Source organism: Paenibacillus sp. ALJ109b, assembly GCF_010747435.1.
GTDB classification, from domain to species: domain Bacteria; phylum Bacillota; class Bacilli; order Paenibacillales; family Paenibacillaceae; genus Paenibacillus; species Paenibacillus taichungensis.
Genome location: NZ_JAAIFP010000010.1, coordinates 17,926 through 41,764, shown reverse-complemented (window position 1 = coordinate 41,764; position 23,839 = coordinate 17,926). Strand labels below are relative to the sequence as shown.

The 23,839-nt window shown below is 45.7% G+C and carries 26 protein-coding genes and 1 other annotated feature; all 26 genes read right to left on the bottom strand.

All coding sequences use genetic code 11. The features are described 5' to 3' along the window. Position 1 precedes the first annotated feature (1 nt). Positions 2-667 (bottom strand): 30S ribosomal protein S3, encoded by a 666-nt coding sequence (rpsC, locus tag G3352_RS12930; RefSeq protein ID WP_024633582.1) that lies wholly within the window; start codon positions 665-667, stop codon positions 2-4. A 15-nt stretch (positions 668-682) separates the two neighbouring features. Next, a complete protein-coding gene (gene rplV / locus G3352_RS12925) occupies positions 683-1,015 on the bottom strand; it encodes a 50S ribosomal protein L22 (RefSeq protein ID WP_024633583.1) in 333 nt (110 codons plus the stop codon). A gap of 35 nt (positions 1,016-1,050) precedes the next feature. Continuing rightward, positions 1,051-1,329: a 30S ribosomal protein S19 gene (gene rpsS, locus G3352_RS12920; protein ID WP_024633584.1), complete on the bottom strand. Its 279-nt coding sequence runs from the start codon at positions 1,327-1,329 to the stop codon at positions 1,051-1,053. 71 nt (positions 1,330-1,400) lie between these two features. After that, a complete protein-coding gene (gene rplB, locus G3352_RS12915; RefSeq protein ID WP_076292169.1) occupies positions 1,401-2,231 on the bottom strand; it encodes a 50S ribosomal protein L2 in 831 nt (276 codons plus the stop codon). 31 nt (positions 2,232-2,262) lie between these two features. Next, on the bottom strand, positions 2,263-2,553 hold the full coding sequence (gene rplW / locus G3352_RS12910; RefSeq protein WP_024633586.1) for a 50S ribosomal protein L23: 291 nt from the start codon (positions 2,551-2,553) through the stop codon (positions 2,263-2,265). Beyond that, positions 2,553-3,176, bottom strand: coding sequence for a 50S ribosomal protein L4 (gene rplD, locus G3352_RS12905; RefSeq protein ID WP_062329471.1), 624 nt, complete (start codon positions 3,174-3,176; stop codon positions 2,553-2,555). The genes rplW and rplD overlap by 1 nt, the downstream gene beginning before the upstream one ends. 25 nt (positions 3,177-3,201) lie before the next feature. Continuing rightward, positions 3,202-3,825 (bottom strand): 50S ribosomal protein L3, encoded by a 624-nt coding sequence (rplC, locus tag G3352_RS12900; protein WP_024633587.1) that lies wholly within the window; start codon positions 3,823-3,825, stop codon positions 3,202-3,204. A gap of 46 nt (positions 3,826-3,871) precedes the next feature. After that, positions 3,872-4,180: a 30S ribosomal protein S10 gene (gene rpsJ / locus G3352_RS12895; protein WP_017692074.1), complete on the bottom strand. Its 309-nt coding sequence runs from the start codon at positions 4,178-4,180 to the stop codon at positions 3,872-3,874. Between the two features lie 434 nt (positions 4,181-4,614). Next, positions 4,615-5,805: an elongation factor Tu gene (tuf, locus tag G3352_RS12890; protein WP_076292167.1), complete on the bottom strand. Its 1,191-nt coding sequence runs from the start codon at positions 5,803-5,805 to the stop codon at positions 4,615-4,617. A gap of 97 nt (positions 5,806-5,902) precedes the next feature. After that, positions 5,903-7,981 carry an elongation factor G gene (fusA, locus tag G3352_RS12885; protein WP_163757049.1) on the bottom strand — a complete coding sequence of 693 codons (2,079 nt, stop codon included), beginning with the start codon at positions 7,979-7,981 and terminating at the stop codon, positions 5,903-5,905. A 47-nt stretch (positions 7,982-8,028) separates the two neighbouring features. Then, positions 8,029-8,499: a 30S ribosomal protein S7 gene (rpsG, locus tag G3352_RS12880; RefSeq protein WP_018753997.1), complete on the bottom strand. Its 471-nt coding sequence runs from the start codon at positions 8,497-8,499 to the stop codon at positions 8,029-8,031. Positions 8,500-8,586: 87 nt separating this feature from the next. Then, complete coding sequence (gene rpsL / locus G3352_RS12875) at positions 8,587-9,009, bottom strand: 30S ribosomal protein S12 (protein WP_056697677.1); 423 nt, start codon at positions 9,007-9,009, stop codon at positions 8,587-8,589. Between the two features lie 153 nt (positions 9,010-9,162). Then, positions 9,163-9,411: a ribosomal L7Ae/L30e/S12e/Gadd45 family protein gene (locus G3352_RS12870; protein WP_076292165.1), complete on the bottom strand. Its 249-nt coding sequence runs from the start codon at positions 9,409-9,411 to the stop codon at positions 9,163-9,165. 216 nt (positions 9,412-9,627) lie between these two features. Then, complete coding sequence (gene rpoC, locus G3352_RS12865) at positions 9,628-13,242, bottom strand: DNA-directed RNA polymerase subunit beta' (protein WP_163757047.1); 3,615 nt, start codon at positions 13,240-13,242, stop codon at positions 9,628-9,630. A gap of 112 nt (positions 13,243-13,354) precedes the next feature. Beyond that, positions 13,355-16,900: a DNA-directed RNA polymerase subunit beta gene (gene rpoB / locus G3352_RS12860; RefSeq protein WP_076292163.1), complete on the bottom strand. Its 3,546-nt coding sequence runs from the start codon at positions 16,898-16,900 to the stop codon at positions 13,355-13,357. 392 nt (positions 16,901-17,292) lie between these two features. After that, positions 17,293-17,910: a class I SAM-dependent methyltransferase gene (locus tag G3352_RS12855; RefSeq protein ID WP_163757045.1), complete on the bottom strand. Its 618-nt coding sequence runs from the start codon at positions 17,908-17,910 to the stop codon at positions 17,293-17,295. Positions 17,911-18,006: 96 nt separating this feature from the next. Further along, on the bottom strand, positions 18,007-18,369 hold the full coding sequence (gene rplL / locus G3352_RS12850) for a 50S ribosomal protein L7/L12 (protein ID WP_076292161.1): 363 nt from the start codon (positions 18,367-18,369) through the stop codon (positions 18,007-18,009). Positions 18,370-18,441: 72 nt separating this feature from the next. Beyond that, positions 18,442-18,945, bottom strand: coding sequence for a 50S ribosomal protein L10 (rplJ, locus tag G3352_RS12845; RefSeq protein WP_091001943.1), 504 nt, complete (start codon positions 18,943-18,945; stop codon positions 18,442-18,444). Between the two features lie 23 nt (positions 18,946-18,968). Continuing rightward, positions 18,969-19,117, bottom strand: a sequence feature (ribosomal protein L10 leader region). 67 nt (positions 19,118-19,184) lie between these two features. Beyond that, entirely contained in the window at positions 19,185-19,877 is a 693-nt protein-coding gene (gene rplA, locus G3352_RS12840; protein WP_024633597.1) for a 50S ribosomal protein L1, read from the bottom strand. 95 nt (positions 19,878-19,972) lie between these two features. Next, positions 19,973-20,398 (bottom strand): 50S ribosomal protein L11, encoded by a 426-nt coding sequence (rplK, locus tag G3352_RS12835; protein ID WP_076292159.1) that lies wholly within the window; start codon positions 20,396-20,398, stop codon positions 19,973-19,975. Positions 20,399-20,466: 68 nt separating this feature from the next. Beyond that, the gene (gene nusG / locus G3352_RS12830; protein ID WP_024633599.1) at positions 20,467-21,000 is read right to left on the bottom strand and encodes a transcription termination/antitermination protein NusG; all 534 of its coding nucleotides are present in this window, start codon (positions 20,998-21,000) and stop codon (positions 20,467-20,469) included. Positions 21,001-21,022: 22 nt separating this feature from the next. Next, complete coding sequence (secE, locus tag G3352_RS12825; protein ID WP_024633600.1) at positions 21,023-21,214, bottom strand: preprotein translocase subunit SecE; 192 nt, start codon at positions 21,212-21,214, stop codon at positions 21,023-21,025. 21 nt (positions 21,215-21,235) lie between these two features. Further along, positions 21,236-21,385 carry a 50S ribosomal protein L33 gene (gene rpmG / locus G3352_RS12820; protein ID WP_072735843.1) on the bottom strand — a complete coding sequence of 50 codons (150 nt, stop codon included), beginning with the start codon at positions 21,383-21,385 and terminating at the stop codon, positions 21,236-21,238. A gap of 304 nt (positions 21,386-21,689) precedes the next feature. Next, positions 21,690-22,334 carry an RNA polymerase sporulation sigma factor SigH gene (gene sigH / locus G3352_RS12815; protein WP_024633601.1) on the bottom strand — a complete coding sequence of 215 codons (645 nt, stop codon included), beginning with the start codon at positions 22,332-22,334 and terminating at the stop codon, positions 21,690-21,692. A gap of 171 nt (positions 22,335-22,505) precedes the next feature. Then, positions 22,506-23,027 (bottom strand): NYN domain-containing protein, encoded by a 522-nt coding sequence (locus G3352_RS12810; protein WP_076292158.1) that lies wholly within the window; start codon positions 23,025-23,027, stop codon positions 22,506-22,508. Between the two features lie 5 nt (positions 23,028-23,032). Beyond that, positions 23,033-23,779, bottom strand: coding sequence for a 23S rRNA (guanosine(2251)-2'-O)-methyltransferase RlmB (gene rlmB, locus G3352_RS12805; protein WP_062329492.1), 747 nt, complete (start codon positions 23,777-23,779; stop codon positions 23,033-23,035). Between the last annotated feature and the right edge of the window lie 60 nt (positions 23,780-23,839).

Genomic DNA, 23,839 nt, shown 5'->3' with positions numbered 1-23,839 from the left:
ATTAGTTGCCTCCTTCCTTAGCAGCTTGTTTCTTAGCCGTAGGAAGAACCTCTCCACGATAGATCCATACTTTTACGCCGATACGGCCGTAAGTTGTATGAGCCTCTGCTGTACCGTAGTCGATGTCGGCACGAAGCGTATGCAGTGGAACAGTTCCTTCGCTGTAGCCTTCCGAACGAGCAATCTCAGCACCGCCAAGACGTCCGCCCACTTGAGTTTTAATACCTTTTGCACCAGAGCGCATAGTTCTTTGAATAGCTTGTTTCAGAGCACGACGGAAAGAAACGCGACGTTCCAATTGTTGTGCAATGCTTTCAGCTACCAGGATTGCGTCCAGGTCTTGGTTCTTAATTTCAGAGATGTTGATGTGTACTTTTTTACCGCCTGCGATTTTCGTAATTTGATTACGCAGATTTTCAACTTCAGAACCACCCTTACCGATAACCATACCTGGTTTCGCAGTGTGAATCGTTACGTTTACGCGGTTAGCCGCTCTCTCGATTTCAACACGAGACATAGCGGAGTCTTTCAATTTATTTTTCAGGAATTCACGAATTTTCACGTCTTCCATCAAAAGATCGCCGAAGTCTTTACCTGCATACCACTTAGATTCCCAGTCACGGATAATTCCGACACGGAGTCCGACTGGATTTACCTTTTGGCCCACACATTTCCCCTCCTTCTACTTTTCAGATACCACCAAAGTGATGTGGCTAGTACGTTTGTTAATACGACTTGCACGTCCCATTGCACGAGGGCGGAAACGTTTCATTGTCGGTCCTTGGTTCACGTAAGCTTGCGAGATGACCAAGTTATTAACATCCAAAGAATAGTTATGTTCCGCATTTGCAATCGCGGAGTTAAGCAACTTCTCAACAATCGGAGAAGCGGATTTCGGAGTGTGACGGAGAATGGCAACCGCCTCACCAACTTGCTTGCCGCGAATCAAGTCAACAACGAGTTGAACTTTACGAGGAGCAATCCGGATAAACTTAGCATGTGCTTTTGCTTCCATTGTGTAACCTCCTCTCAAACATTAAAGATGTTCATTTATCTTCTTGTTTTCTTATCATCATCAGTATGGCCTTTGTACGTACGGGTTGGAGCGAACTCACCCAGTTTGTGTCCGACCATGTCCTCAGTTACGTATACTGGTACGTGTTTACGACCGTCATATACGCCAAATGTGTGTCCGATGAATTGCGGGAAAATTGTAGAACGACGGGACCAGGTTTTAATAACAAGCTTTTTACCGGATGCTTCCATCTCTTCTACCTTTTTCAGCATGTAGCCATCAATGAATGGCCCTTTTTTCAAACTGCGACCCATGTGGAGATCCTCCCTTCAAACGTAGCTATTATGCATCCGCAGATGCCTCACGAAGTTATGCACAGTGTGTATTACTTCGTGCGGCGGCGAATGATGTATTTATCAGAAGCTTTATTTTTCTTACGCGTTTTGTAACCAAGAGTAGGTTTACCCCATGGTGACATTGGCGATTTACGTCCGATTGGAGCACGACCTTCACCACCACCGTGTGGGTGATCGTTAGGGTTCATTACTACACCACGAACTTCAGGACGTTGTCCCAACCAACGGCTACGACCGGCTTTACCGATTTTGATGAGCTCGTGATCTTGGTTACCAACAGATCCGATTGTTGCGCGGCAAACCTTCAGAATACGACGAACTTCTCCGGAAGAGAGACGAACAGATACGTATTTTTCTTCTTTACCAAGCAATTGAGCTTCTGTACCAGCAGCACGAACCAATTGTCCGCCTTTACCTGGTTTCAACTCGATGTTGTGGATAACGGTACCTACTGGAATATTTTCAAGTGGCAGTGCGTTACCGATTTTGATGTCTGCGTCAGGACCGGAGAATACTTGATCGCCAACTTTCAGACCTTTAGGAGCGATGATGTAACGTTTCTCACCATCAGCGTAGTGAATCAAAGCGATGTTGGATGTACGGTTCGGGTCATACTCAATCGTAGCAACGCGGCCCGGTATTCCATCTTTAGTACGTTTGAAGTCAATGATACGGTATTTACGTTTGTGTCCACCACCGTGGTGACGAACTGTAATTTTACCTTGGTTGTTGCGGCCTGCTTGTTTGCTCAACGGGGCCAACAACGATTTCTCCGGCTTATCTGTGGTGATTTCCTCAAATGTAGAAACGGACATGTTCCGTCTTGCCGGGGATGTTGGTTTATACTTTTTGATTGGCACTAGGTTTCCCTCCTTACTTCAAAAATTTCAATTATACAGTTTCAAAGAACTCAAGCGTTTTGCTGTCTTGTGTCAGCGTTACAAACGCTTTTTTCCATTCGCTTGTATATCCGGAATAACGTCCGTACCGTTTAGGCTTAGCTGGAACACGCAGAGTGTTCACGTTTTTCACTTTTACGTTGAAAATAGCTTCTACGGCTTTTTTGATCTCGGTTTTGTTTGCACGGATATCGACTTCAAATACATATTTCAAGTCATTCATCATGTCAGCAGTACGTTCCGTAATAATCGGACGTTTTACAATATCACGAGGATCCTTCATTACGCGAGCACCTCCTCTACCTTCTGAACTGCTTCTTTCGTAATGATCAATTTGTCGTGCGAAAGCACGTCAAGAACATTAATGCCGTCAGCAGCTACGAATTTCACGCCAGGAATATTCCGTGCGGAAAGAGCCACATTATCATCATAGCTAGGAGCTACGATCAAAGCTTTGCGTCCAACTTTCAAGTTGTTCAAGATGGCTGCAAATTCTTTTGTTTTAGGTGTGCTCAGCGTGAGAGCATCCAGAACGATAATGTCATTGTCGATCACTTTAGATGAAAGGGCTGATTTGATCGCCAAACGGCGAACTTTTTTAGGCAGTTTGTATGCATAGCTCCGTGGTGTCGGACCAAATACAATACCGCCGCCTTTCCATTGTGGAGAACGAATCGAACCTTGACGAGCGCGACCTGTACCTTTTTGTTTCCAAGGTTTACGTCCACCGCCACGTACTTCAGAACGTCCTTTTACTTTGTGGGTACCTTGACGAAGGGAAGCGCGTTGCATAAGAACTGCATCGTACAGAACGTGTTGGTTCGGCTCAATTCCGAAAACCGCATCATTCAATTCAACTTCGCCTACTTGGCTACCATCTACATTGTAAACTGATACTTTTGGCATTTTGTGTTCCTCCTTTCTTCAGTGGTTATTTTTTCACTGTTTCTTTAACTTTAATGAGACTGTTTTTCGGTCCAGGAATGGAACCTTTCACGAGCAACACATTACGTTCAGCGTCTACTTTAACTACTTCAAGACGTTGGATTGTAACAGTATCATGTCCCATGTGTCCTGGCAGGCGTTTGCCTTTAGGAACGCGGTTAGCTTGGATCGAACCCATTGAACCAGGGCCACGGTGGTAACGCGAACCGTGTGACATAGGTCCAGTGCTTTGTCCCCAACGTTTGATAACGCCGGCAAAACCTTTACCTTTAGAAATACCCGTTACGTCAACGAATTCGCCTTCAGCGAAAATGTCAGCTTTCAGTTCTTGGCCAACTTCATATTCTGCGATGTTGATACCGCGAACTTCACGAACGTAGCGCTTAGGGGCAGTGTTCGCTTTTTTAGCGTGACCTGCTTCTGGCTTGTTAGCATTTTTCTCTTTCTTATCGGAGTAACCGATTTGAATTGCTTCGTAGCCATCATTCTCAATGTCTTTCTTTTGCAAAACAACACAAGGGCCTGCTTCGATAACCGTTACTGGTACAACGTTACCCTCAGGTGTAAATACTTGAGTCATTCCGAGTTTTTTTCCTAAGATTGCTTTCATGTTGACACCTCTTTTCCTTTATACATGGTCTTTGTTGCAGCTTGTATTACAATTTAATTTCGATATCTACACCGGACGGCAGATCCAAGCGCATCAAGGCATCCACAGTTTGTGGAGTCGGGTTAACGATGTCGATCAAACGCTTATGTGTGCGTTGTTCGAATTGTTCCCGAGAATCCTTGTACTTGTGCACCGCACGAAGAATAGTAATGATTTGTTTTTCAGTAGGAAGCGGAATCGGACCGGATACACCTGCACCCGAACGTTTTGCTGTTTCAACAATTTTCTCCGCGGATTGATCAAGAATTCTGTGGTCGTAAGCTTTCAAACGAATACGAATTTTTTGCTTTGCCATTTTAGTCCCTCCTTCTATCGCCCAATTTTTTATCGGACATACTCCGTGAAAATTTTCTAGCCACTGTCCCATGGCAAAGGGGCCGGGTGTGCCAGTAACCTCTCACATCATCGCAACGTCACAGAACAACATTCATTATTATATAGAAAAAATGGGCATATTGCAAGCATATTTAAGAAAAACATTTAAACTAATCTTTTCTCATGAAATGACTTCGTTTAGTGCAGTGTTATCTCCAATATCCCTGTTGCCTTACCATTCCTTCTACATTCGTAAATGATGTTCATTTCGTATGACGCAGGTTCCGAAACTATTACATAATAAAAGAGTTCTTTATCCGATGTCGGATAAAGAACTCTTCCGAAGCTTCGTTACAGTACAATGTTACTCGTTCCAGCACACTGTTGCATATACTTACTCAGCGATAAGCTGAATTATTTTTGAATAGTTGCTACGGAACCTGCACCTACTGTACGGCCACCTTCACGAATGGAGAACTTAGTTCCTTCTTCAATCGCGATTGGGGAGATCAGTTGAACAGTAACCGTGATGTTGTCACCAGGCATTACCATTTCAGTACCTTCTGGCAAGTTGATGATACCAGTTACGTCAGTTGTACGGAAGTAGAACTGTGGACGGTATCCAGTGAAGAAAGGCTTATGACGGCCACCCTCTTCTTTAGTCAAAACGTAGATTTGTGCAGAGAATTCTGTGTGTGGCTTAACAGAACCCGGTTTTGCCAAAACTTGTCCACGCTCGATTTGAGTACGGTCAACACCACGCAGCAATGCGCCGATGTTGTCACCCGCTTGAGCGGAATCCAGCAATTTACGGAACATTTCAACGCCCGTAACTACGGATTTTTTAGTTTCTTCAGTGATACCAACGATTTCGATCTCTTCGCCGACTTTAACAGTACCACGCTCTACACGACCTGTAGCAACAGTACCACGACCAGTGATGGAGAATACGTCCTCGACAGGCATCAAGAAAGGTTTGTCAGTTTGACGCTCAGGCAGTGGGATGTACGTATCGATTTCTTTGAACATCTCAACGATTTTTTGAGCCCACTCACCATCAGGGTTTTGCAGAGCTTCACGAGCGGATCCACGAGTGATTGGAGTATCATCACCTGGGAACTCATATTCGTTAAGAAGGTCGCGAACTTCCATCTCAACCAATTCCAACAACTCTTCGTCTTCAACCATGTCACATTTGTTCAAGAATACAACAATGTAAGGTACGCCTACTTGACGGGAGAGCAAGATGTGCTCACGAGTTTGTGGCATTGGGCCGTCAGCTGCGGATACTACCAAGATAGCTCCGTCCATTTGTGCCGCGCCAGTGATCATGTTTTTAACATAGTCGGCGTGACCTGGGCAGTCTACGTGAGCGTAGTGACGAGTGTCAGTTTCGTACTCAACGTGAGCTGTGGAGATTGTGATACCGCGCTCGCGCTCTTCTGGAGCTTTGTCGATTTGGTCGAATGCTACAGCAGCGCCACCGTAAGTTTTAGACAATACAGTAGTGATTGCAGCAGTCAGAGTTGTTTTACCATGGTCGACGTGACCAATAGTACCAATGTTAACGTGGGGTTTATTACGTTCGTATTTAGCCTTTGCCATTTGAACGTGGCCTCCTTAAAATTATAATTTTATGTTTTCACTAAATGAAGTGCAAAGAATACATGACTCTTACGCACTTTCATTCAATGAGAGAAAACTACTCGGTTCCTTTTGTTTTGGCAACAATCTCTTCAGCGATGCTCTTAGGAACTTCTTCATAGTGAGAAAGCTCCATGGAGAATACGCCGCGTCCTTGAGTACCGGAACGAAGAGTTGTAGAGTATCCGAACATTTCAGACAAAGGTACTTTAGCACGGATGATTTGAGCTCCACTACGAGAATCCATACCTTCGATGCGGCCACGACGGGAGTTAAGCATACCCATAACATCACCCATGTACTCTTCTGGAACGGTTACTTCTACTTTCATGATTGGCTCAAGCAGAACCGGCTTACATTTGTCTTTCGCAGCTTTCAGCGCCATCGATCCGGCAATTTTAAATGCCATCTCGTTGGAATCGACATCATGGTAAGATCCGTCTACGATTGTAGCCTTAACGTCAACAAGCGGGAAGCCTGCGATAACGCCGTTTTTCATTTGCTCTTCGATACCTGCAAGAGCTGGTTGAATGTATTCTCTTGGAACGGAACCACCGACAACCTTACTTTCGAACTGGCTGCCTGTACCCGCCTCGAGAGGTTCGAACTCAACCCATACGTGACCGTATTGACCACGACCACCGGATTGACGAACGAATTTACCTTCAACACGCGCTGGTGCACGGAAAGTTTCACGGTAAGCTACTTGTGGTTTACCCACAGTAGTTTCAACCTTGAACTCACGACGCATACGGTCAATGATGATATCAAGGTGAAGCTCACCCATACCAGCCAAGATCGTTTGGCCTGTTTCTTCGTCAGTATGAGCACGAAGAGTAGGATCCTCTTCAGTCAACTTACCGAGAGCAACACCCATTTTATCTTGGTCAGCTTTGGTTTTAGGTTCAACGGCGATTTCGATAACCGGATCAGGGAAGTTCATTGACTCCAGGATAACCGGATTTTTCTCATCACACAGTGTATCACCTGTACCCGTATCTTTCAAACCTACAGCAGCTGCAATGTCACCGGAGTAAACTTCAGTGATCTCTTGACGGCTGTTCGCATGCATTTGAAGGATACGACCGATACGCTCACGTTTGTTTTTAGTTGCGTTCAATACGTAAGATCCGGATTGAAGAACACCGGAGTAAACGCGGAAGAATGTCAATTTACCAACGTAAGGGTCAGTCATGATTTTGAAGGCCAATGCGGAGAAAGGCTCTTCATCGGATGACTTACGAATTGCTTCAGTTCCATCTTCAAGATGACCAGTGATAGATGGAACGTCTGTTGGAGCCGGCAAGTAGTCGATAACAGCATCCAACATCAGTTGAACACCTTTGTTACGATACGAGGATCCACAGATAACCGGGAAGATCTTAACTTCAACAACACCTTTACGGAGGGCCGCTTTGATCTCATCAATAGTGATCTCTTCGCCTTCCAGGTATTTCATTGTCAAATCTTCGTCGAGTTCGGCAACACGCTCAACCAATTCGTTACGGAGTTCTGCAACTTGCTCAACAAATTCCGCAGGAATTTCGGTTTCTTCGATATCTTGTCCCAGGTCATCTTTGTACATATGAGCCTTTTGTGCAACGATATCAATGATACCTTTGAAATCATTTTCAGCGCCGATAGGAAGTTGAATCGCAACTGCGTTCGCTTGAAGGCGATCACGCATGTCAGATACAACGTTCAGGAAGTCAGCACCGATGATATCCATTTTGTTTACGTAAGCGATACGAGGTACGCCGTACTTATCAGCCTGTCTCCATACGGTTTCGGACTGAGGCTCAACGCCTTCTTTCGCACTGAATACACCAACTGCTCCGTCCAATACACGAAGGGAACGTTCAACTTCAACAGTGAAGTCAACGTGTCCCGGGGTATCAATGATATTAACGCGGTGGCCCTTCCAAGCAGCGGTAGTTGCAGCGGAAGTAATCGTAATTCCGCGCTCCTGTTCCTGTTCCATCCAGTCCATTGTCGCAGCGCCTTCGTGAACTTCACCGATTTTGTGCGTACGGCCTGTGTAGAACAAGATCCGCTCAGTTGTAGTGGTTTTACCCGCGTCAATATGAGCCATGATCCCGATATTACGTGTATTTTTCAAGGAGAACTCTCTTGCCATGAATTGGGTCTCCCTTCAAAATTGAAGTTATTATTGTGAACTGAATCCTACCAACGGTAGTGAGCAAACGCTTTGTTCGCTTCAGCCATTTTGTGCGTGTCTTCGCGTTTCTTAACGGAAGCGCCTGTGTTGTTGGAAGCGTCGATGATCTCAGCCGCCAAACGCTCTTCCATTGTTTTCTCACCGCGGTTGCGGGAGTAGTTCACGAGCCAACGTAATCCCAAAGCAGTACGTCTCTCTGGTTTTACCTCGATTGGTACTTGGTAGTTGGCACCGCCGACACGGCGAGCTTTAACTTCCAGGACTGGCATGATATTTTTGATTGCTGCTTCAAATACTTCCATAGGGTCATTACCCGTACGTTCTTGAATCAACTTGAACGCATTATACAGAATGCTTTGAGCAACACCGCGTTTTCCGTCGAGCATGATGCGGTTGATCAAACGAGTAACCAACTTGGAGTTGTATACCGGATCTGGCAACACGTCTCTTTTCGTAACTGGACCTTTGCGTGGCATGGATATCCCCCTTTCTTTCTTGTTGAGCCGATCCAACACTTTCAGATATTAATCCAAAAGGTATATAGGATGGCTACTTATAATGTTTTAGGCTTTTTTAGCTTTTGGACGTTTAGCACCGTATTTCGAACGAGCTTGCATACGGTTGTTTACGCCTGCAGTATCAAGAGCTCCACGAACGATGTGATAACGAACCCCTGCAAGGTCTTTAACTTTACCTCCGCGGATCAACACAACGCTGTGCTCTTGAAGGTTATGTCCGATTCCCGGGATATAAGCAGTTACCTCGAGACGGTTCGTCAAACGAACACGGGCATACTTACGAAGTGCAGAGTTTGGTTTACGTGGAGTCATTGTACCTACACGAGTGCAGACACCACGTTTTTGTGGGGCACTGATGTTAGTAGATTCACGTTTCAAAGCGTTGAACCCTTTTTGCAAAGCTGGCGATTTGGACTTATCAACTTTAGCTTGACGTCCTTTACGAACCAGTTGGTTAATAGTTGGCATGTGATTGCCACCCCCTTCCTCAATTGTTCATGTTTCTTTACAAACCTCATTACGCTAAGTCCACAGACCCAGGCGGTTCATAAAAAGACAAATGAAAAGTTTTTGCCTTGGAGAATCCCTAAAAGTTCTCGGACAAAAACGTTCCTTACTCTATCATTTTGCGACAGCAGCCATTGCTGCTCCCACTCCAATCCCGCAAGCTTTGCCGAGATTTTTCATTGTGTCCACTTTCGTGTACTTCACATTGTGTTGTTCACACAAGGCAATGATTTTGGAAGTGAGCTGCGGATCACTATCTTCAGCCACATAGACTTCAGCAGCCATTCCTGACTGGACCATCCGCATGGTCTGTTTGGTACCAATTTTGACATGAGCATCTTGCAGACCTTTTTCATTAGACATTGTTCATTCCTCCGAATAGGACCATATACAATCAGCTGCCCACGCACCTTTGATATATTAGCATCTAGCGCAAGCAATGTCAATGCTAATCATAAAACATTTATTTGCAAGTTTTGCTATACCGGGAAACGTCCGTCTGTATAAAACATTCGTCCGCTCCCAGGCATACAAAACCTTAACTCATCCTATTAATCAGAATAAAGTTAGCAAATCCATTTAATCAACCGAAACTGGCTCAAGTTCTTCTACTGAAGATTGGCCATCTTCCGGCTCAGCAAATTTGATGCTGCGGTAACGGTGCATGCCCGTACCTGCAGGAATCAGTTTACCGATGATTACATTCTCTTTCAGACCGAGCAACTGATCGACTTTACCTTTGATCGCTGCATCTGTCAGGACACGTGTAGTTTCTTGGAACGATGCCGCTGAGAGGAAGGAGTCTGTTTCCAGAGATGCTTTCGTAATACCGAGCAGGATTGGTTTCGCAACCGCTGGCTCTTTATCACTAAGAATCGCTGTTTTGTTAGCTCTTTCGTACTCATGCGTATCCACGAACGATCCTGGCAACAACGTAGTGTCCCCTGCATCGACGATACGGATTTTACGCAACATTTGACGGATCATAACTTCAACGTGTTTGTCATTGATTTCTACGCCTTGGTTACGGTATACGCGCTGTACTTCCTGCAAAATGTAGTTCTGTACGCCACGTACGCCTTTAATGCGCAACATTTCTTTTGGATCGATAGAACCGTCTGTCAACTCGTCACCCGCTTCAATTTCCATGCCTTCGCTTACGCGCACACGGGAACCGTAGGTAACAGAGTACACTTTGGATTCTGCTTCACCTTGAATTTCGATTTCACGACGATCTTTCGCTTCGCGAATCTCTTTGACAACACCATCGATCTCACTGATTGTTGCTTGACCCTTAGGATTACGAGCCTCAAACAACTCCTGGATACGCGGCAAACCTTGCGTAATATCGTCTCCGGCTACACCACCGGTGTGGAACGTACGCATTGTCAACTGTGTTCCTGGCTCACCAATGGATTGTGCTGCGATAATACCAACTGCTTCACCGATCTCCACGTGTTTACCAGTCGCCAAGTTGCGACCATAACACTTCTTGCAGACACCGTGACGTGCACGGCAACTAAGTACGGAGCGGATTTGTAGTTTGGTTACGCCAGCTTTGATGATTGCCTCAGCTTTATCAGAGTCAATCAGTTCATTACGGTGTGCAATAATTTCTTTTGTTTCCGGATGACGAACAGTCTCGAAGCAGTATCTGCCTTCAATACGGTCGTAGAGATCCTCAATAACCTCTTTACCATCCTGGATACGGCTTACGGTAAAGCCTTTATCTGTACCACAATCATCTTCACGCACGATCACGTCTTGTGCCACGTCTACGAGACGACGGGTCAGGTATCCTGAATCCGCTGTACGCAGGGCCGTATCGGCCAAACCTTTACGGGCACCGTGAGTAGAGATGAAGTATTCGAGTACCGTCAGACCTTCACGGAAGTTCGATTTGATTGGGAGTTCAATGATTCGACCGGATGGGTTGGCCATCAGACCACGCATACCGCCCAATTGGGTGATTTGCGATTTGTTACCCCGTGCTTTGGAGTCAACCATCATCATGATGGAATTGTAGCGATCCATCGATTTCATCAGAATCTCGGTGATATCATCTTTCGATTTCGACCAGATATCAATGATGCGGTCATAGCGCTCTTCGTTCGTAATCAGACCACGACGGTATTGGTTCGTAACGATTTGTGCTTTTTCCTCAGACTGTCTAAGAATTTCAAATTTCTCAGGTGGAACAATAACATCCGACACCGCTACAGTGATACCAGCGCGAGTGGAGTATGTGAATCCGAGTTGTTTGATTTTATCCAAAATAACGGCTGTTTCCGTCGTATGATAAATTTCAAAACAACGTGCGATGATCGAACCGAGATATTCTTTACCGACACCACCAGCCAAAGGAGCGTTCATAATCGCTTCTCTAAGGTCAGCACCCTTCTCATAAACAAATGAATGCTCCGCGGTACCCTGGTAGAGGTTCGCACGAGTTGCATCATTGATGTATGGGAAGCTTGCCGGGAAGATTTCATTAAAGATGATTTTACCGACCGTAGTCAGCAACATTGCATCTTGTTGTTCATCGGTAAAGCTTGTTTTGCCAAGTGCTCTAACCGGGATCGCTACACGTGCATGCAAACCAGCAGTTCCACGTTGGTACGCGGATACAGCTTCGTTTACCGTGCGCAAAATCATACCTGTTCCTTTTTCTTCCTTGTTGTCCATGGTCAGGTAGTAAGAACCAAGCACCATATCCTGGGAAGGGGTAACAACCGGTTTACCGTCTTTCGGGTTCAAAATGTTACCTGATGCAAGCATCAGGATACGTGCTTCTGCTTGAGCTTCAGCAGACAATGGAACGTGCACGGCCATTTGGTCACCGTCAAAGTCGGCATTGTATGCCGTACATACGAGCGGGTGAAGACGGATAGCTTTACCTTCAACCAGAATCGGTTCAAATGCTTGAATACCGAGTCTGTGAAGCGTAGGGGCACGGTTCAACAGAACCGGGTGCTCCTTAATTACTTCTTCAAGAACATCCCATACTTCAGGACTTACACGCTCAACTTTACGTTTAGCGCTCTTGATGTTGTGGGCAAGCCCTTTATTTACAAGCTCTTTCATAACGAAAGGCTTGAACAGTTCAAGTGCCATATCTTTAGGCAGACCACACTGATACATTTTCAGGTAAGGTCCAACTACGATAACGGAACGACCCGAATAGTCAACCCGTTTACCGAGCAAGTTCTGACGGAAACGTCCTTGTTTACCTTTCAGCATGTGGCTGAGGGATTTCAAAGGACGGTTACCAGGACCCGTTACAGGGCGTCCACGACGGCCGTTGTCGATCAATGCGTCAACAGCTTCCTGCAGCATCCGTTTTTCATTTTGTACGATAATGTCTGGCGCGCCAAGATCAAGCAAACGTTTCAGACGATTGTTCCGGTTGATTACACGGCGATACAGGTCATTCAGGTCAGACGTTGCAAAACGTCCACCGTCCAGCTGTACCATCGGACGAAGTTCCGGTGGGATAACAGGAAGTACATCCATGATCATCCACTCAGGTTTATTACCAGAGTTGCGGAATGCTTCGATAACTTCCAAACGTTTAATCGCACGGTTACGACGTTGTCCTTGTGCAGTGCGGAGCTCTTCCTTCAGGAATTCAAGCTCTTTATCCACATCAAGGTCTTGAAGCAGTTTTTTAACCGCTTCTGCACCCATGCCAGCTTGGAATCCATATCCGTATTTCTCACGGTAGCTGCGGTATTCTTTCTCGGACAACAGCTGTTTTTTCTCCAGTGGAGTTTCTCCTGGATCAGTTACTACATATGATGCAAAATAAATAATCTCCTCGAGAGATCTTGGAGACATATCCAAAGCGAGACCCATGCGGCTCGGAATACCTTTGAAGTACCAGATATGCGATACCGGAGCAGCGAGCTCAATATGGCCCATCCGTTCGCGGCGTACTTTCGCACGTGTCACTTCAACGCCACAACGATCACAGACAACGCCTTTATAACGGACGCGTTTGTATTTACCGCAATGACATTCCCAGTCTTTTGTAGGGCCAAAAATCTTTTCGCAGAACAGCCCTTCTTTTTCCGGTTTCAACGTACGATAGTTGATCGTTTCCGGTTTTTTCACTTCTCCGCGGGACCAAGAACGAATTTTTTCTGGGGAAGCAAGCCCGATCTTCATGTATTCGAAATTGTTGACGTCCAACAAGGAGCAACCCTCCTTAACCAAGTCCTGTATTCTAGGTTACGCCCCCTCCGGCCGAAGCCGGAGCAAGACGCGAGCCTGATGAAAAACGCCGGTCATCATGCGCCCGAAGCGGTTACTCCGCTCCGACCTCTGTACCCTCAAGGTTGAGGCTGAGCTTATCGCTCGCAGCGTCATCTTCATCGTCCATTTCTTTCATTTCAATCTCTTGCTCATCTTCGCTCAAAATCTTAACGTCCATACCCAAGCTTTGCAGCTCTTTGATCAATACTTTGAATGATTCAGGAACACCTGGTTCAGGAACATTCTCGCCTTTGACGATGGACTCATACGTTTTCACCCGACCTACAACATCATCGGACTTAACAGTCAAGATTTCTTGCAGTGTATAGGCCGCACCATAAGCCTCAAGCGCCCATACTTCCATCTCCCCGAAACGTTGTCCACCGAACTGGGCTTTACCACCCAGAGGCTGTTGCGTAACGAGTGAGTAAGGACCTGTGGAACGAGCATGGATTTTATCGTCAACCATGTGCGCCAGCTTGATCATATGCATGACGCCGACAGTAACTTCACGTTCGAACTCTTCTCCCGTACGACCGTCGTACAGAACGGTTTTACCATTTCGCTGCATACCTGCTTCTTCCATCGTATCGAAGACGTCATACTCCTTCGCTCCGTCGAATACAGGAGTAGCTACGTGAATACCGAGCTGCATGGCTGCCATACCCAAGTGAACTTCAAGTACTTGACCGATGTTCATCCGGGAAGGTACGCCCAGCGGGTTAAGAACGATTTGAACTGGTGTACCGTCCGGCAGGAAAGGCATATCTTCTTCCGGCAGGATACGGGCCACGACCCCTTTGTTACCGTGACGTCCGGCCATTTTATCACCCTCGGAAATTTTCCGTTTTTGAGCGATATAGACACGAACGAGTTGGTTAACACCTGGAGGCAGTTCATCACCGTTTTCACGGGTAAAGACTTTTACATCAACTACGATACCGTCAGTACCGTGAGGTACACGCAGGGAAGTATCACGTACTTCACGCGCTTTCTCACCGAAGATCGCATGCAGGAGACGTTCTTCTGCAGTCAGTTCCGTTACACCTTTTGGTGTTACTTTACCAACCAGAATGTCGCCAGCACTGATTTCAGCACCGATACGGATAATACCGCGCTCATCCAGATTACGAAGCGCTTCTTCCCCTACATTCGGGATATCACGCGTGATCTCTTCAGGTCCGAGCTTAGTATCACGTGCTTCAGACTCATATTCCTCGATATGAATGGATGTATACACATCTTCTTTAACGAGTTTTTCGCTGAGCAAGATCGCATCCTCGTAGTTGTAACCTTCCCAAGTCATGAAAGCAACAACTACGTTACGTCCAAGTGCCAATTCACCCATTTCCGTCGAAGGACCGTCTGCAAGGATGTCGCCAGCTTTGACAACAGCACCTCTTTTGACAATCGGACGTTGGTTAATGCATGTTCCTTGGTTCGAACGCATAAATTTGTGTAATTTATATTTAACGATATCGCCTTTGACTTCTTGACCATCAACTTCTTCAACACGACGCAACCAAATCTCATTCGCAGAAGAACGTTCAATAATCCCGTCATATTTGGAGACAATACATACACCGGAATCTTTCGCGGCTTTATGTTCCATACCTGTTCCGACCAGCGGAGCTTTAGGAATCAAGAGTGGAACGGCTTGCCGCTGCATGTTCGATCCCATGAGCGCACGGTTGGAGTCATCGTTCTCAAGGAACGGAATAAGCGCTGTAGCGACAGATACAACTTGCTTAGGAGATACGTCCATGTAGTCAACACGTTCACTCGGCATCGTAAGGATGTTATCCGACTGCTTGTTGTAACGTACAATGATCGCTTCTTCAGCAAAAGTACTGTCTTCATTCAGCTTCGCATTCGCTTGAGCAATTACATAGTTGTCCTCTTCGTCTGCTGTCAGATAATCGATTTGCTCGGTTACGACACCAGTCTTCGGATCGACCCAGCGATAAGGAGCTTCGATGAATCCATATTCGTTCACACGGGCAAATGTCGACAAGGAGTTGATCAAACCAATGTTTGGTCCCTCTGGTGTCTCGATTGGACACATCCGGCCATAGTGGGATGGATGCACGTCACGGACTTCCATGCCGGCACGCTCACGTGTCAAACCACCCGGTCCGAGTGCGGACAAACGGCGTTTATGCGTCAACTCACCCAGTGGGTTCGTTTGATCCATAAACTGTGACAATTGGGAGCTACCGAAGAACTCTTTAATGGATGCGATAACAGGACGTATGTTAATCAAAGCCTGAGGCGTGATTACGTTAGCATCCTGAATGGACATTCTCTCACGAACTACACGTTCCATACGGGATAAACCGATACGGAATTGGTTTTGTAAGAGTTCACCAACCGAGCGGAGACGACGGTTACCCAGGTGATCGATATCATCTGTGCTTCCGATGCCATGCAGAAGGTTAATGAAGTAACTGATTGAGGAAATGATATCAGCCGGTGTAACATTCTTCACTGATTTATCAATGTTAGCATTGGCGATCAGTTTAACAACCTTACCATCCTCAATTGGTGAAAACACATCAATTGTTTGCATCGGGATATCATTGGCATCCAAAACGCCGTTAGCAACGTGATATGTGCGGAAACCAACACTCTTCTCTAGTTGCGGCATGATTTCATCCAACAGACGACGGTCTATCATTTGACCTGCTTCAGCGATAATTTCGCCAGTTTCGGTATCTACAAGAGACTCAGCCAAACGTTGGTTGAACAAACGGTTCTTGATGTGCAGCTTTTTGTTGATTTTGTAACGACCTACATTAGCCAGGTCATAACGTTTTGGATCAAAGAAACGAGCTACAAGCAAGCTTTTCGCATTATCAAGCGTTGGTGGCTCGCCCGGACGAAGACGCTCATAAATCTCAATCAGCGCTTTCTCCGTTGAATCCGTATTGTCTTTGTCCAGTGTATTGCGGATATATTCGTCATTACCGAGCAGATCCAGAATCTCAGCGTCTGTGCCAAAACCAAGTGCACGCAGGAGAACCGTCACCGGTATTTTACGTGTACGGTCGATCCGGACGTAAACAACATCCTTCGCGTCCATCTCCAGTTCGAGCCAAGCGCCGCGGTTAGGAATAACTGTAGCGGTATACGTTTTTTTGGCGTTTTTATCTACTTTGGTACTGAAGTAAACGCTAGGAGAGCGAACCAACTGGCTGACAATAACCCGTTCCGCACCATTAATAATAAATGTGCCGGTGTCGGTCATCAGCGGGAAATCTCCCATGAATACTTCCTGCTCTTTGACTTCGCCGGTTTCCTTATTAATGAGCCGGACTTTGACCCGAAGCGGTGCTGCATAAGTAACGTCACGCTCTTTCGCGTCGTCTACTGTATACTTCGGTTCACCGAGACTGTAATCGATAAATTCCAAAATCAAGTTACCTGTAAAATCCTGGATCGGCGAGATATCCTGGAACATTTCGCGCAACCCTTCCTCCAAAAACCAATCGTAAGATTTTTGTTGGATCTCAATCAGGTTCGGAACTTCGAGTATCTCGTTAATTCGTGCATAACTGCGCCGAGTGCGTCGACCATATTGAACAAGATGTCCTGCCAACTTAAACTCACCCCTCAATGTCTACTCACTTTAAAAATTTCGTTGCGAACCTCTGTTTGTAACCTTATAATGGTACACATACAGAGCAAAGCAATGCATCCACAAATAAAGAAAAGCCCTTACTCGAATGTCGTTCGAAAAAAGAGCAACTTTGATCGGCGGATGTCTTTCCAAATCATACTTATCCCCAGTTTGCCCAAAATGTACATATTATACGCCAAACGTAGGCATAATAAGCCCGTTCGGCGTAAAAAAGGTTGACATTTTTAGTTAGCTAAAGCCAAATAGGGCATCTTAATACTGACATTTTACAATAATACCACGGCCTGAATTTCAAGTCAATAGTCCTATTGCAAAAAAAATGCTGCCCTGCTTACTTTACAAATTAGGATTTAGCCTAAAGGCGCCTCTTCCAATTTTACCGCTTTGAAAATTCGGTAGCCTTTATCCTTCGTTACTTCCTCCACTCTTCCAAAGAGAGATTCCAGCTTCGCTTTTGCCGAAGGTGCTCCCTGCTTTTTCTGAATGACAATCCATAACGCTCCGCCCATCTTCAAATGACTATAAGCCTGTTCAAAGATCGTATGCACGGTTTCCTTACCCGCACGGATCGGAGGATTGGTCAGAATCGCGTCAAAGTCTTCCTTTTTAACTTCAGCCAGAAGATCGCTTTGCATAACTGTTACATTCGTTATGCTGTTCGCTTTTGCATTTTCCTTGGAAAGCTCAACCGCTCTCTCATTGATATCGATCATGGTGACATGTCCATCCGGTACAAGTTTAGCTGCTGTAAGACCAATGGGTCCATACCCGCAGCCCACATCCAGTACATGAGCTCCAGCAGGCAACTCTATAGCATCAATCAACACTCTGCTGCCGTAATCGATTCCGTTTTTGGAAAATACCCCTGCATCCGTAACGAGTCGTAATTTCCATCCGCGTAGCTCCGCTTCTGTAGCCCGTCTGTCATGTGCCACCTGCGGTTTGTCCGAATAATAATGATTGGACATGTCCTCACTCACTTTCCTTATACAATTACAGCAACAAACCCCTTGATATAAGTCAAGGGGTTTGTTGTTTTGTTCATCTAGCTAATGAAAGCTAAATTATTTAACTTCGATTGAAGCGCCTGCTTCTTCAAGCTTAGCTTTAACCGCTTCTGCTTCTTCTTTGCTTACTTTTTCTTTCAGTGGTTTTGGAGCGTTGTCAACCACTTCTTTTGCTTCTTTCAGGCCAAGACCTGTGATTTCACGAACCGCTTTGATAACGTTGATTTTGGAAGCACCAGCGCTAGTCAAGATTACGTCGAACTCGGATTGCTCAGCTTCAGCTGCAGCAGCTCCGCCACCTGCAACAGCTACTGGAGCTGCAGCAGTTACGCCGAATTCTTCTTCGATTGCTTTAACGAGATCATTCAATTCCAGTACAGTCATGCCTTTGATTGCTTCCAAGATTTGCTCTTTACTCATGATTGAACCTCCATATATAATATTATTTTTTTGTATTTCATCACTGCCTAAGCAGCATTCAGATCAAGTTGCTTACGCGCCTTGTTCTTCTTTTTCAGCAACAGCTTTAACCGCAAGCGCGAAGTTGCGCACTGGCGCTTGAAGTACGCTGAGGAGCATGGAAAGGAGACCTTCGCGGGATGGCAATTCTGCCAACGCTTTGACTTCTTCTACTCCAATTACGCGACCTTCTACAACTGCACCTTTCAATTCCAGTGCATCGTTCTTTTTCGCGAAGTCGTTCAGAATTTTGGCTGGAGCCACTACGTCGTCTACGCTGAATGCAATTGCACTAGGACCTGTCAGTACTTCGTTAAGTTCTGTCAGTTCTGCTGCAGCTGCTGCGCGGCGAAGCAACGAGTTTTTCAGCACTTGGAATTCGATTCCGGCTTCACGAAGCTGCTTACGCAGCTCAGTTACTTGGGCAACGTTCAAACCGCGATAGTCAACAACAACGCTAGTAGCGCTCTCGCGCAATTTTGCTGTTACTGCATCAACGGACTCTTGTTTTGCTTGAATCACTTTTGCGTTTGCCAAACTGTACACCTCCTGATCAAATTTATCCCATTAAGAAAAGCCTCCGTAGAATCACGAAGGCTTGATATATACTCATAACCGATTTTCATCGTTCTAAGTTCTATAATCACACCTCGGCAGGAAATTAAGCCATATTGGCACCTACTGTCTACGGTAAGCATATTCAAATGTCAACGGTCAGTCACTCGGACTCACAACTTTTATAGATTATCAGAACAGGACAAGCCTGTCAAGTGATATTATCTAAAAGATGCTGCGTTCACGCGTGCGCCAGGGCCCATCGTTGAAGAAAGACTTACATTCTTCAGATAAACACCTTTTGCTGCCGCCGGTTTAGCACGAGTCAAAGCATCCATGAGAGCTTTAAGGTTCTCATTCAATTGCTCTGCTGAGAAAGAAGCTTTACCGATCGGTGCATGAATTTGACCTGCACGATCCAGACGATATTCGATTTTACCGGCTTTAATTTCTTGAACAGCCTTGGATACATCGAAAGTTACCGTTCCGGCTTTAGGGTTAGGCATCAGACCTTTACCGCCGAGCAGTCGGCCCAATTTACCTACTTCACTCATCATGTCCGGTGTCGCTACGCAGACGTCGAATTCGAACCAGCCTTGTTGGATTTTGTTGATCATGTCTGCATCACCAACATAGTCCGCGCCAGCCGCTTCCGCTTCTTTCGCTTTGTCACCTTTTGCAAATACCAATACGCGTTGTGTTTTACCTGTGCCGTGTGGCAAGACAACAACACCACGTACTGCCTGGTCTTGTTTACGTGGGTCAACGCCCAAGCGTACTGCTGCTTCGATAGTTTCATCGAATTTTGCAGTGGCTGCCTTTTTCACAAGCTCTACAGCTTCTGAAGGCTCGTAAGTTGCTTCGCTGTCAATCAGCTTAGCAGCTTCCAGGTATTTTTTACCGTGTTTAGCCATGTTATATTCCTCCTTTGTGGTGTTAGCGGATATACCTCCCACATCAACCGGCCGCGAATCGGCCGGCTTTACGAAGCCATGTTTCAGATGAAAAATTAGTCTTCGATGGTGATACCCATGCTGCGGGCAGTACCTTCGACCATACGCATTGCAGACTCAACGTCAGCAGCATTCAGGTCAGGCATTTTTGTTTCCGCGATTTGACGTACCGCATCACGTTTAACGGTAGCGACTTTTTTCTTGTTCGGTTCGCCGGATCCTTTTTCTACTTTAGCTGCCACTTTCAACAGAACTGCTGCTGGTGGAGTTTTAGTAATGAAAGTAAAGGAACGGTCTTCGAATACTGTGATTTCAACAGGAATAATCAATCCCGCTTGATCGGCTGTACGAGCGTTGAACTCTTTACAGAATGCCATGATGTTGACACCTGCTTGACCCAAAGCTGGACCTACCGGAGGCGCTGGATTCGCTTTACCTGCTGGAATTTGCAGTTTTACCATTTTGATTACCTTTTTTGCCATGATTGACACCTCCTTGCAAAATAGTGGTTAACGGGCCTCTCAGCCCTCCCACAAGAAACTTGAAGAGATTATATCTTCTCCACTTGCGTATATTCCAACTCAAGCGGTGTTTCCCGTCCAAACATGTTCACGTGCACTTTCAACTTGCTTTTGTCTACCAAGATTTCTTCCACGGAGCCCACAAAATTCGCAAAAGGACCAACTTTAATACGTACGGATTCCTTAATATCGAATTCAATTTTAGGCTTCGGCTCAACCATGCCCATGTGCTTCAGAATTTGTTCCACTTCTTCAGGCAGCAAGGCTGTTGGTTTGGACCCGGAACCTGTCGAACCGACAAATCCCGTAACACCTGGTGTGTTGCGAACAACATACCAAGAGTCATCCGTCTGGACCATTTCCACCAAGACATATCCGGGGTAAACTTTACGCATAACGGTTTTTTTCTTACCGTCTTTGTTTACCACTTCTTCTTCCATAGGAACAAGAACGCGGAAAATCTTGTCTTCCATGCCCATGGACTCTACGCGTTTTTCCAAATTGGCTTTGACCTTATTCTCATACCCTGAATAGGTATGAACGACGTACCATCTTTTTTCCATATCAAGCCACCTGGGACCCTTCTTAAATAATCGCTTCGATCACAGCGGAGATGCCGATATCAACGACCCAAAAAAACAGCGTCATAACCACAACAGTACCAAGAACGATCAATGTGTAGTTGGTCAGCTCTTTACGATTAGGCCAGCGAACTTTTTTAAGTTCAGCCCAGCTTTCAGAGAAAAAGGAAATCAGAGATTTGAAACTACGTTTCACGCCGACTACACCTCCAAAAAACTATCTGGTTTCGCGATGAGAAGTCTGCTCGTTACAAAACTTGCAAAATTTCTTCATCTCCATGCGGTCGGGGTGATTACGCTTGTTTTTTGTCGTAGTGTAATTTCTTTGTTTGCAGTTTGTACAAGCCAAAGTAATAATTACCCGCATGATGTACACCTCCCGAAGACTTCCACATTCAAGCGGAGTCTCTAAATTGATCCTAAAAAAAAGCCGCGAATTTAGGCCTACCTAAAACACTTTATCATAAGGGTATAACCATGTCAATGAAAGAATAGCCTTTCATCAATGGGTAAAAAGTTCCTATCAAACACATTCAGTTTCTCATCTCTGTTTTTCTCTTCTCCTGCATGGACCAAGCGATTACTAGTATAATCATTCTTTAACTTTATAAACTTGAGGCAGCAAAAAAAGACTCAAACCCCGAGCCTTTTCCGTCAACGACAACATGTGTTCAATTATCTCGAACTTCCAGGTACTTTTCAAGTTTACGCTTGACGCGCTGAAGTGCATTATCAATGGACTTTACATGCCTGTCCAAATCTACTGCAATCTCTTGATAAGATCTCCCGTCCAGATACAACATCAATACTTTACGTTCCAGATCACTCAGAATCTCAGACATCTTATCTTCCAGGCCCACAAACTCTTCCTGATTGATGATAAGTTCTTCCGGATCGCTGACCTGTGTTCCACAAATCACATCGAGTAACGTACGATCGGACTCTTCGTCATAAATAGGTTTGTCCAGTGATACATAAGAATTAAGCGGAATATGCTTCTGACGTGTTGCTGTCTTGATTGCCGTAATAATCTGTCGTGTAATACACAACTCGGCGAAGGCTTTGAAAGAAGCGAGCTTGTCCCCTTTAAAATCTCTAATGGATTTATAGAGTCCAATCATTCCTTCTTGAATGATATCTTCCCGGTCAGCCCCAATCAGAAAATAAGATCTTGCCTTGGCGCGTACAAAGTTACGATATTTGTTAATCAAAAACTCCAGCGCTTCGCTTTCACCTTCACGGACCGCTTCGACAATGTCTTCGTCACTTTGGTAATCATACTTGGATAACATGATATCTTTGAGGTCGACACTCACAGACAATCCCTCCGGCTGCAACGCAAGGTACCCCGTTACTCTACTCTATGAAATATAGGATCAGTATATATGATGGTACCTCACACCGTCAACCACGCTCTGCCTAAAAAAGAACATCAATAACATAATTGTCAAGAGTTTCAAAATTCTAATTTTTGTAAAAGCGTGCTGTTATTCCCGGCGCCATCGCTCAAATTGCTTCAAAACATCCGGACTTAACTTGCCGCCGAGTGTATTTCGCGTTGCTTTAGCTTGATCTTCTTCCAGACGTTTCTGTAACTCTTTTTCGTTCTGCTCTACTTCGATCAGCAATTCCCTTGCGGATACACGCAGAGCTCCTTGTCCAAAAATGACATGCTGCTCTACCATATCGCTTGTAGCCACATAGATTTGGCGTCTTCGCGTGCTTAGTTCCCGAACGAGTCTCTCAATGCATTCGTCTGCCGTCTCTTTTTCCTTTGTAAAAAAGATCTGCACTTTGCTCTGTGTAAAGGATTTACCGAGTCCAGGCACGAGGTAGGCGTCAAAAACAACAATGACTCTCCGGCCAGAGAATGCCTGATAGTCGGCTAGTCGAGAGAGAAGCCTGTTGCGGGCCTCCTCCAATCCACTCTCCGCCAATCTGGATAGCTCCGGCCAGTCACCAATCATGTTGTACCCGTCTACAAGAAGCACATCACGGGAATCAGCCATATCTTCTAGTCCTGCGCTTGGCGCGAGCGGAGCACTTCATACATGACAACACCCGCTGCCACGGAAGCATTCAGGGAATTAATCTGACCTTGCATCGGCAATTTGATCAACACATCGCATTTCTCACGAATGAGTCGTCCCATTCCCTTGTTTTCGTTTCCGATCACGAGAGCTACCGGGCCTGTAAAGACTCCGTTACCAAACACGCTCTCCTGAGCAGCCACATCGGTACCTACAACCCATACGCCCTCTTCCTTGAGACGGTCAATGGTTTGACCCAGATTGCTTACACGAGCCACTGGCACATACTCCACCGCACCTGCTGATGTTTTGGATACGGTCACTGTAACAGCAGCTGAACGCCGTTTAGGTACAATGACACCATGTGCACCTGTGCAGTCAGCCGTCCGCAAAATCGATCCAAGATTATGTGGATCTTCAATCTCATCCAACAAAATCAAAAATGGATGTTCATTTTTTGCAGCCGCTGCAGCAAGAATGTCCTCAACCTCCACATAAGCGTAAGGAGCCGCTTGTGCTACCACGCCCTGGTGTTGAATGCCTGGAACCGTTTGATCCAGTTTACGCTTGTCCACGTGTTGAATGACAATCCCTAGTTTTTTCGCTTCCGCGATAATGGGCTGCGTCAAATGTTTTTGCGCTGTATCTGCAATCCATATTTTATTAATGGTCCGGCCTGAACGCAGCGCCTCCGTCACGGAGTGTTTACCGGCGATCCATTCTTCTTCCATCTTTGTTCGATCCTCTCTATAACGCCCTGTGATACACTGCACCCTATTCGGCACATCTTA

What these genes read in the sequence shown, in the direction of transcription:
- rplK (WP_076292159.1), bottom strand. Translation starts at nt 20,398, where the DNA reads ATGGCAAAAAAGGTAATCAAAATGGTAAAACTGCAAATTCCAGCAGGT.
- rpmG (WP_072735843.1), bottom strand. Translation starts at nt 21,385, where the DNA reads ATGCGGGTAATTATTACTTTGGCTTGTACAAACTGCAAACAAAGAAAT.
- rplC (WP_024633587.1), bottom strand. Translation starts at nt 3,825, where the DNA reads ATGAAAGCAATCTTAGGAAAAAAACTCGGAATGACTCAAGTATTTACA.
- rlmB (WP_062329492.1), bottom strand. Translation starts at nt 23,779, where the DNA reads ATGGAAGAAGAATGGATCGCCGGTAAACACTCCGTGACGGAGGCGCTG.
- nusG (WP_024633599.1), bottom strand. Translation starts at nt 21,000, where the DNA reads ATGGAAAAAAGATGGTACGTCGTTCATACCTATTCAGGGTATGAGAAT.
- rplD (WP_062329471.1), bottom strand. Translation starts at nt 3,176, where the DNA reads ATGCCAAAAGTATCAGTTTACAATGTAGATGGTAGCCAAGTAGGCGAA.
- rplL (WP_076292161.1), bottom strand. Translation starts at nt 18,369, where the DNA reads ATGAGTAAAGAGCAAATCTTGGAAGCAATCAAAGGCATGACTGTACTG.
- rplW (WP_024633586.1), bottom strand. Translation starts at nt 2,553, where the DNA reads ATGAAGGATCCTCGTGATATTGTAAAACGTCCGATTATTACGGAACGT.
- rpsG (WP_018753997.1), bottom strand. Translation starts at nt 8,499, where the DNA reads ATGCCACGCAAAGGTCCAGTTACGAAAAGAGACGTGTTGCCAGATCCG.
- G3352_RS12810 (WP_076292158.1), bottom strand. Translation starts at nt 23,027, where the DNA reads ATGGCTGATTCCCGTGATGTGCTTCTTGTAGACGGGTACAACATGATT.
- rpsS (WP_024633584.1), bottom strand. Translation starts at nt 1,329, where the DNA reads ATGGGTCGCAGTTTGAAAAAAGGGCCATTCATTGATGGCTACATGCTG.
- rplV (WP_024633583.1), bottom strand. Translation starts at nt 1,015, where the DNA reads ATGGAAGCAAAAGCACATGCTAAGTTTATCCGGATTGCTCCTCGTAAA.
- rpsJ (WP_017692074.1), bottom strand. Translation starts at nt 4,180, where the DNA reads ATGGCAAAGCAAAAAATTCGTATTCGTTTGAAAGCTTACGACCACAGA.
- rplA (WP_024633597.1), bottom strand. Translation starts at nt 19,877, where the DNA reads ATGGCTAAACACGGTAAAAAATACCTGGAAGCTGCTAAGCTGATTGAC.
- G3352_RS12855 (WP_163757045.1), bottom strand. Translation starts at nt 17,910, where the DNA reads ATGTCCAATCATTATTATTCGGACAAACCGCAGGTGGCACATGACAGA.
- tuf (WP_076292167.1), bottom strand. Translation starts at nt 5,805, where the DNA reads ATGGCAAAGGCTAAATACGAACGTAATAAACCCCACGTTAACATTGGT.
- rpsL (WP_056697677.1), bottom strand. Translation starts at nt 9,009, where the DNA reads ATGCCAACTATTAACCAACTGGTTCGTAAAGGACGTCAAGCTAAAGTT.
- G3352_RS12870 (WP_076292165.1), bottom strand. Translation starts at nt 9,411, where the DNA reads ATGTCTAATGAAAAAGGTCTGCAAGATGCTCATGTCAAAATTGGTACC.
- fusA (WP_163757049.1), bottom strand. Translation starts at nt 7,981, where the DNA reads ATGGCAAGAGAGTTCTCCTTGAAAAATACACGTAATATCGGGATCATG.